Genomic DNA, 7175 nt, shown 5'->3' on the forward strand with positions numbered 1-7175 from the left:
CACGACGGGCTCGGCACCGATCAGCGGGGTGGAGCGGCGCCTGGCCCGCTCCCCCGAGGCCCGGGCCGCGCCTGCGGCGAGGGCTCCCTGTCGCGCTGCCATCAACGTCCCCTTCCTGCGCCGAGAAGGCCGAGAACGACCTGACTCGCCGTGCCTGCGACCCCGCTCACGGCATCCCCGACGATGGCGGCGGCGGGCACCGCGGGGCCGACGGTGCGGGCAAAGTCCTCGAACGCCTCACGGGAGGTGTAGCGCGGGGTGAAGCCGAGGACGGAGCGCATCCGCCGCGTGTCCATGCCGCGACCGAACGCGAGGAAGGACATCTGGTCCGGCGAGAAGTCGGCCAGGCCGAGCCGTTTGGCGAACCCGCCGACGACGCCGGCAGCCTGTAGCGGCATCGGCACCACCGGTCGTCCGACGATCGCTGCGGCCTGGAGCACCGTCAGCACGCCGTCACCCGCGATGTTGACGATGCCGGAGGCCTCGCCGGTGGTGGCGCGCACGAGCGCGTCGATGGCGTCGTCCTCGTGGACGAACTGCATGCGGGCGTCGTACCCGAGCGGCACCGGGACGACCGGCAGGTTGAAGTAGTCGGTGATCGACGTGCGAATGCGCGGACCGACGATGTTGGCGAAGCGCAACGTGAGGATCTCGGTGTCCGGACGGCGGCGGGCGAACCCGCGCACGTACCCCTCGACCTCGATGGAGTCCTTGCCGAACCCGCCCGAGGGCGACCGCTTGGCGCCCATGTCCTCGGTGAACATCGCCGGGTCACGGGGCGTGGAGCCGTAGACAGCCGCAGACGACTTCACGACGAGACGCCGCACCGTCGTCGACTTCTGGCACGCCGCGAGCAGCTGCATCGTGCCGATGACGTTGATCTCCTTCTGCGGGGTGCGGCCCCCGACGAAGGTGGGCGTCGCGATGACGTTCATGTGCACGACGGTGTCGACCCCGGCCGACTCGATGACCCGGGCGATCATCGGGTTGCGGATGTCGGCGCGCACGAACTCGACGCCGCTGATGTCGTGCGCGGGCGGGATGACGTCGACGCCGACCACCCGGTCCACGCTCGGGTCAGCGCTGAGGCGACGCGCGAGGAGTCCTCCGAGGTAGCGGGAGACCCCGGTCACGAGCACCACTGACGCCATGCCCTGCTCCTTCACCTGATTTCGACAGCCCCGACCCTAATCGACCCGTCGGCGCACCGACAGGGCAGGTCCACCCGGACACGACAAAGGCCCCCGGGGTGCGGGGACCTTTGAAGTGCAGAGGTGACTCTTACGTCACTTCTTGTTGCGGCGCTGGTGGCGCGTCTTGCGAAGCAGCTTGCGGTGCTTCTTCTTCGCCATCCGCTTGCGCCGCTTCTTGATGACTGAACCCATTGCGATGTCCTCGTCGTTAAGCGTCTGATGCGGCTGCCCACCCTACCGGCAGGCGGTCACGCTGCCCAAACCGTGGCCACGGCGCTCGTTCGGCAGCGCCCGTCGGGCACACCCGTGACCAGTCCCGAACAGCCGTGAGGGGCGGCCCGCACGTCGGGCCGCCCCCCACCGGTGTGGTTCGTCGGGGTCGGTCACGCCGTGTCGACGAACGAGGTGCGCAGGTACGCATGCACCTCGTCCTCGGGGACACGGAAGGACCGCCCGACGCGGATGGCCGGCAACTCCCCGGCGTGGACCATGCGGTACACCGTCATCTTGGACACCCGCATGATTGCGGCGACCTCGGCGACGGTGAGGAACCGCACCTCCGCGAGCTGACGCTCCGTCGACATCGTGACCTCATTCTCCTGCACGACCACAGCGCCAGGACGCCCCGGCAGTCTCCCTGTCGTCGTGCAAGCGCAACCATAGGGGCAGGTGTGACCACTGGGGAAGTGGAACGACGAAGTTGGGCGCCAATGTCCAGTCGACACGCCGTGGCGGATGCCGTGAGTCCGCTCCCAGCGGCATCCGCCACTCGCTTCACATCGGGGCTGGCGCCGCAGCCCTCCCGTCGAGAGGAGGCAACACGCAGGCGGCGAGCGCGGCATCCGCGTGTTGCCTCCTGTCGACCCAGTGGTCAGTCGAACCAGGGGTCGAGCCCGTGGTGGCTGAACACCGCCTGACGGGTTGCCATGATGGCCCGGTCGATCGGGCTCTCGGGGTTGTGGCCCATGCTCCACGGCTGCACCCAGATGGGCAGGCTCTCCTCGGGCAGGTCACCCATCCGGGTGGGAGCCGAGCGACCCATGGTCGCCTCGACGTGGTCGAGCCACTCCTGCGGCACGCGAGCCTGGGCGGGGACGGGGACGTGGGCGGCGATGGCGGTCAGGTGGGTCCACGACCGCGGGACGACGTCGACGAGCTCGTAGCCACCGCCGCCGAGAGCCACCCAGCGCCCGTGGGCCGCCTCGTGCGCGAGGTCGTGCAACGTCTCGTGGGCCCGACGCTGGGCGTCCATGGTGATCGTCAGGTGCGCCAGCGGGTCGTGCATGTGGGTGTCACACCCGTGCTGGGTGACGAGCACGTCGGGGTGGAAGGCGCGCACGAGCGGCGGGACGACGGACTCGATGGACCGCAACCACGCGGCATCCCCCGTGCCCGGTGGCAGCGCGACGTTCACGGCACTCCCGCGGGCCGACGGGCCGCCGATGTCCGAGGGCCACCCGGTTCCCGGGAAGAGGTGCTGCCCGTTCTCGTGCACCGAGATGGTCAGCACCCGCGGGTCGTTCCAGAAGATCTTCTCGACGCCGTCGCCGTGGTGGACGTCGATGTCGACGTAGGCGACGCGCTGCGCCCCGTTGTCGAGCAGCCACTGGATGCCGACCGCGATGTCGTTGTAGATGCAGAAGCCGGACGCGTGGGTGCGCATCGCGTGGTGCATGCCGCCGCAGAAGTTGACCCCGTGGTCGGTCTCGCCGGTCAGCACCTGACGGCAGAGGTCGAGGGTGCCCTGGGCGATGCGGGCCGAGGCCTCGTGCATCCCGGGGAAGGCGGGGTCGTCCTCGGTGCCGAGCCCTCGGTGGACGTCAGCGGCCAGCGGGTCGGCCGAGGCGGCCCGGACCGCGGCGATGTAGTGGGGGTCGTGCACGGTGGCCAGCACCTCGTCGGTGGCGGCCTGCGGGCTCAGCAGGTCGACGTGGTCCAGCACCCCCAGGGCGCGCGCGAGCCGGGTCGTGAGGTCGAGACGCACCGGGGCCATGGGGTGCGAGGGGCCGAAGTTGTACGCCGTGAACTCGTCATCCCAGACGACGCTCGTGCGATGGGCCATGGTGGCAACCTACTCCCGCAGAAGTCCCGTGGCAGGCTGGGACCCCTCACGTTCCACTTTTGCAGGAGGGCACCACCGATGGCTCGAGGCAGCGGCACCGAGAACGACGTCCTCGTCATCGGCCTGGGCCGGTTCGGCGCAGCGGCGGCCCTCGAGCTGCGCCGCCTGGGCCACAAGGTCACCGCCATCGAGAAGGACGGCTTCCTCGCCGAGAAGTTCCTCGGCCGGATCAGCCACGTGATCCACGGCGACGCGAGCGACGTCGCCGTCATCCGCGACGCCAAGGCCGGTCGGTTCCCCATCGCCGTCGTGGCGATCGGCTCCTCGGTCGAGGCCTCGGTGCTGGCAGCCGCCAACCTCGTCGACGCCGGGGTGGCCGACATCTGGGGCAAGGCCCTCTCACCCGAGCACGCCCGGATCCTCGACCGGATCGGTGTGCACCACATCGTGCGACCCGAGGCCGACACCGGCCGCCGGGTGGCCCACCTCATGGGCGGGCGGATGCAGGACTACATCGAGTTCGACGACGGGTTCGCCATCGTCAAGATGCGCCCCCCGAGCGAGACGGTCGGCTTCACGCTCGAGCAGAGCGCCATCCGCAGCAAGTACGGGGTGACCGTCGTCGGCGTCAAGGCACCCGGCCAGGACTTCACCTACGCCGTGCCGTCGACGAAGGTCTCGGCCCACGACGTGCTGATCGTCAGCGGGCCGACGACACTCATCGAACGCCTGGCCGCCCGCCCCTGACCGCTCAGAACTGGGCGATGCCGCCTCGGTCGCCGGAGAGCGGCAGGGTCATCGCCAGCTCTTCCTCACCGTCATCGGACGAGACGACCCGCATCGGCCGGCGCTCGGCGGTCGGGCGGAACCCGAAACCGCTGGCGAAGGCCACGGCGCGCCCGTTGTCGGTGCCGACCCAGTAGTGCAGCTGGCGCTTGCCCTTCTCGGCGGCAGTCTGCGCACCGGCGCGCACGAGTGCCGTGGCCACGCCCGTACCCCGCGCCTCGGGCGCCACCCAGAGCCCGAACAGCTGCGCCGTCTCGGGCTGGTCGTCGTCGGCGGATCCGACGCTCGCGATGCCCACGGGCTCGCCGTCGACCTCCGCGAGCAGGCGGGTGGAGCGCTCCATGCGTTCGCGCCAGAACTCCTCCGGTTCGGCGGATTCAGCCGCGTGAGAAGCGACGAAGGCGTCGGGCGACTCCTGCAGCGCGGTGAGGCGCACGGAGCGGTATCGCTCCCAGTCGTCGGCCCCCAGCGGGCGCACGGTGATCTCACTCATGCCCGCCACTCTCCCACGGCCCCCCACGCGGGCGGCAACTCGGGCAGGTGAACTCTCAGGATCGCGCCGTCAGGTCGAGCACCATCTGCTCCTCGGTCACGGCGGGGTCCCAGGGCATCGAGTTGACCTCCCCGGTGGGCCGAAAACCGATGCGGGAGTAGAAGGCCCACGCCCTGACGTTCTCGTGGGCGACGTCGAGGACGACGCGGCGCACCCCGGCATCCGAGGCCGCGCGCAGGGCTGTTCGCACGAGCCGTTCCGCGACGTCCGTCCCTCGGACAACGCTCGCCACCCACATGCCGATGAGGGTGATCTCGTCCTCCGGCTGGCCCTCACCGCGCCACAGGCCGACGGTGCCCACGGGGCGGGCGCCGTCGAAGGCCAGCCAGGTTCGGGGGCCGGTCTCGAGGAAGGCCGCCCAGTCGTCGTCGGTGCGGGCCCTCGCTTGCTCGTAGGTGCTCCAGAACGCCCGCGGGCTGTCGATGAGCGCCGCGATGCGCACGTCGCGGTAGGTCGGCAGCAGCGCAGCCGTCACCTGGTCGATGCGGATGCCGTCCGCACCCGCCGGCGCGCCGACCTCACCGCCCGCGGTGGGTTGGGTCGGCGGGGTGGGTGCGTCCACGGCGTCACTCCCCGGCGAGCTCGGCCGACCGCCGGGCAGCGGCCTCCATGGCCGTGATGAAGGCCGCGCGCACCTTGTGGTCATCGAGCGTGCGCAGGGCGGCCGCGGTGGTGCCACCGGGCGAGGTGACCTGCTCGCGCAGCACGGTGGGGTGCTGGCCGGTCTCCTTGATCATCGTCGCGGCACCGAACAGGGTCTGCACGACGAGTTCGGTGGCGGTGGTGCGCGGCATCCCCAGCACCACGCCGGCCTCGATCATCGCCTCGACGACGTAGAAGATGTAAGCGGGGCCGCTGCCGGAGATGGCCGTGACGGCATCCTGGAGCTTCTCCGGGACCTCGACGACCCGGCCCGTCGCGGCGAGCAGCGCCTGGGCCTCGGCCAGATGTGCGGTGTCGCAGTGGGCGCCTGCGCTGACCGCAGCCATCCCCTGGTCGACGAGCGCGGGGGTGTTCGGCATGACCCGCACCACGGGGCGACCCTGCGGCAGGCGCGACTCGAGGTAGGACGTCGTGATGCCGGCAGCCAGGCTGACGACGAGGTTGCCCTCGGCGACGTGGTCGTGGATCTCCGCGAGCAGGGCGCCCATGTCCTGGGGCTTGACGACGAGCACGAGGGTGTCGGCGAGGTCGGCCGCCTCGGCGTTGTCGAGCACGCGCACGCCGTACTTCTCGGTGAGCTCGGCGGCCCGGTCGGCCCGCCGCTCGGTGATGACCAGCTCGTCGACCGGGCGCCCGGAGCGGATCAACCCCGACAGCAGGGTCTCGCCCATGACACCGGCACCGAAGATCGCAACCATTCCCATGGCAGGTGAGTATGCCCGGTGGCGAGGACAGCGCTCCGCGAGTTTCGGCAGGCGGGTGCGCCACGGCATCCGGTCACCCGATCATCCGCTGTACGGATCAGCCGTTGGTGGCGAGTGAGCGCAGGAAGAACTGCACGTTGGCCGGGCGCTCGGCCATGCGGCGCACGAGGTAGCCGTACCAGTCCTCGCCGAACGGCACGTAGACCCGCATCTGGTGGCCGCGGTCGGCGATCCGCTTCTGCTCGTTCATCCGGATGCCGAGCAGCATCTGGAACTCGTAGCTGTCGGGGGCGCGCCCGTGGTGGCCGGCGAGCGCGGCGGCGATGTCGATGAGGCGCGGGTCGTGGCTCGCCACCATGGGGTAGCCGTCGCCGGCCATGAGCACCTTGAGGCAGCGCACGTAGGACAGGTCGACGTCGTCACCGTCCTGGTAGGCCACGGACGCCGGTTCCTTGTACGCGCCCTTGCACAACCGCACCCGACTGCCCGCCGTCGCGAGGTCGCGGCAGTCGGCCTCGGTGCGGTGCAGGTAGGACTGGAGCACGGCACCGACCCACGGGAAGTCCTCGCGCAGCGCGTGCAGCGTGGCGAGCGTGCGGTCGGTCGTCGTGTGGTCCTCCATGTCGAGGGTGACCGTCGTGCCAGCGGCCTGCGCGGCCTCGCAGATCGCCCTGGCGTTCTCGAGGGCGATGGCATCGCCGTCAGCCGGCAGGGCCTGACCGATGGCGCTGAGCTTCACGCTGACCTCGGCGGCACCGTATGCCGTGAGGTCGGCCTCGGCGAGCAGGTCGAGCAGGTGCACGTAGGTGTCGCGGGTGGTGGCCGCCTGCACGGCGTCGGTGGTGTCCTCGCCGAGGTAGTCGATGGTCGCCAGCCGGTTCGTGGTGCGCAGCTCACCGGCGACGGTCACGGCATCCGGCACGCTCTCGCCCGCGACATAGCGGGCGACGACGGCGCGACTGACGGGGGCCGTCACCACCGCCTTGCGCACGAGGTCGGACTCGGAGATCTGGAGCATCGCTCCGCGGAGCAGGTCGCTGGGGTCCACGACGTCAGGCTAGCGCCGCCGCCCACGCCCCGCTGGGTCACGGGGTGCGGCGGCGCAGCGTCAGGCTCCCCAGCACGAGGGCCAGAGCGATCCAGCCGGTCACGACGGCCAGGCTCGGCAGCACGTCAGCGAGCGGATCGGCCAGCACCGTGACGTCCTTCATCGC

At 70.9% G+C, this 7175-nt stretch carries 9 protein-coding genes; 1 reads left to right on the forward strand and 8 read right to left on the reverse strand.

Annotation, left to right across the window (positions count from 1 at the left end; translation table 11 throughout):
• Positions 1–101: 101 nt before the first annotated feature.
• The 4 genes from PLL68_RS09495 to PLL68_RS09510 all read right to left on the reverse strand — a co-directional run bounded on the left by PLL68_RS09495 (position 102) and on the right by PLL68_RS09510 (position 3255).
• A complete protein-coding gene (locus PLL68_RS09495) occupies positions 102–1151 on the reverse strand; it encodes an SDR family oxidoreductase (protein WP_324533522.1) in 1050 nt (349 codons plus the stop codon).
• A 135-nt stretch (positions 1152–1286) separates the two neighbouring features.
• Complete coding sequence (locus tag PLL68_RS09500) at positions 1287–1385, reverse strand: 30S ribosomal protein bS22 (protein WP_003792170.1); 99 nt, start codon at positions 1383–1385, stop codon at positions 1287–1289.
• A 191-nt stretch (positions 1386–1576) separates the two neighbouring features.
• On the reverse strand, positions 1577–1777 hold the full coding sequence (locus PLL68_RS09505) for a helix-turn-helix domain-containing protein (RefSeq protein ID WP_159901388.1): 201 nt from the start codon (positions 1775–1777) through the stop codon (positions 1577–1579).
• Between the two features lie 287 nt (positions 1778–2064).
• On the reverse strand, positions 2065–3255 hold the full coding sequence (locus tag PLL68_RS09510) for an acetoin utilization protein AcuC (protein WP_324533523.1): 1191 nt from the start codon (positions 3253–3255) through the stop codon (positions 2065–2067).
• A gap of 78 nt (positions 3256–3333) precedes the next feature.
• Here PLL68_RS09510 and PLL68_RS09515 point away from each other — a divergent pair, with 78 nt between their 5' ends.
• Complete coding sequence (locus tag PLL68_RS09515; protein ID WP_324533524.1) at positions 3334–4002, forward strand: potassium channel family protein; 669 nt, start codon at positions 3334–3336, stop codon at positions 4000–4002.
• A 4-nt stretch (positions 4003–4006) separates the two neighbouring features.
• Here PLL68_RS09515 and PLL68_RS09520 read toward each other — a convergent pair whose 3' ends face one another.
• The 4 genes from PLL68_RS09520 to PLL68_RS09535 all read right to left on the reverse strand — a co-directional run bounded on the left by PLL68_RS09520 (position 4007) and on the right by PLL68_RS09535 (position 7009).
• Positions 4007–4534: a GNAT family N-acetyltransferase gene (locus tag PLL68_RS09520; RefSeq protein WP_324533525.1), complete on the reverse strand. Its 528-nt coding sequence runs from the start codon at positions 4532–4534 to the stop codon at positions 4007–4009.
• Positions 4535–4589: 55 nt separating this feature from the next.
• Positions 4590–5156: a GNAT family N-acetyltransferase gene (locus PLL68_RS09525; RefSeq protein ID WP_324533526.1), complete on the reverse strand. Its 567-nt coding sequence runs from the start codon at positions 5154–5156 to the stop codon at positions 4590–4592.
• Between the two features lie 4 nt (positions 5157–5160).
• Positions 5161–5961: a pyrroline-5-carboxylate reductase gene (gene proC / locus PLL68_RS09530; protein WP_324533527.1), complete on the reverse strand. Its 801-nt coding sequence runs from the start codon at positions 5959–5961 to the stop codon at positions 5161–5163.
• A 97-nt stretch (positions 5962–6058) separates the two neighbouring features.
• Positions 6059–7009: a proline dehydrogenase family protein gene (locus PLL68_RS09535; protein WP_324533528.1), complete on the reverse strand. Its 951-nt coding sequence runs from the start codon at positions 7007–7009 to the stop codon at positions 6059–6061.
• Positions 7010–7175 lie beyond the last annotated feature (166 nt).

This window comes from Ornithinibacter sp., from assembly GCF_035443565.1.
Classification (GTDB): Bacteria; Actinomycetota; Actinomycetes; order Actinomycetales; family Dermatophilaceae; genus Fodinibacter.

Bases quoted from the DNA above. Each gene is read 5' to 3' on its own strand.
- PLL68_RS09495 (WP_324533522.1), bottom strand. From the start codon at position 1,151: ATGGCGTCAGTGGTGCTCGTGACCGGGGTCTCCCGCTACCTCGGAGGA.
- PLL68_RS09500 (WP_003792170.1), bottom strand. From the start codon at position 1,385: ATGGGTTCAGTCATCAAGAAGCGGCGCAAGCGGATGGCGAAGAAGAAG.
- PLL68_RS09505 (WP_159901388.1), bottom strand. From the start codon at position 1,777: ATGTCGACGGAGCGTCAGCTCGCGGAGGTGCGGTTCCTCACCGTCGCC.
- PLL68_RS09510 (WP_324533523.1), bottom strand. From the start codon at position 3,255: ATGGCCCATCGCACGAGCGTCGTCTGGGATGACGAGTTCACGGCGTAC.
- PLL68_RS09515 (WP_324533524.1), top strand. From the start codon at position 3,334: ATGGCTCGAGGCAGCGGCACCGAGAACGACGTCCTCGTCATCGGCCTG.
- PLL68_RS09520 (WP_324533525.1), bottom strand. From the start codon at position 4,534: ATGAGTGAGATCACCGTGCGCCCGCTGGGGGCCGACGACTGGGAGCGA.
- proC (WP_324533527.1), bottom strand. From the start codon at position 5,961: ATGGGAATGGTTGCGATCTTCGGTGCCGGTGTCATGGGCGAGACCCTG.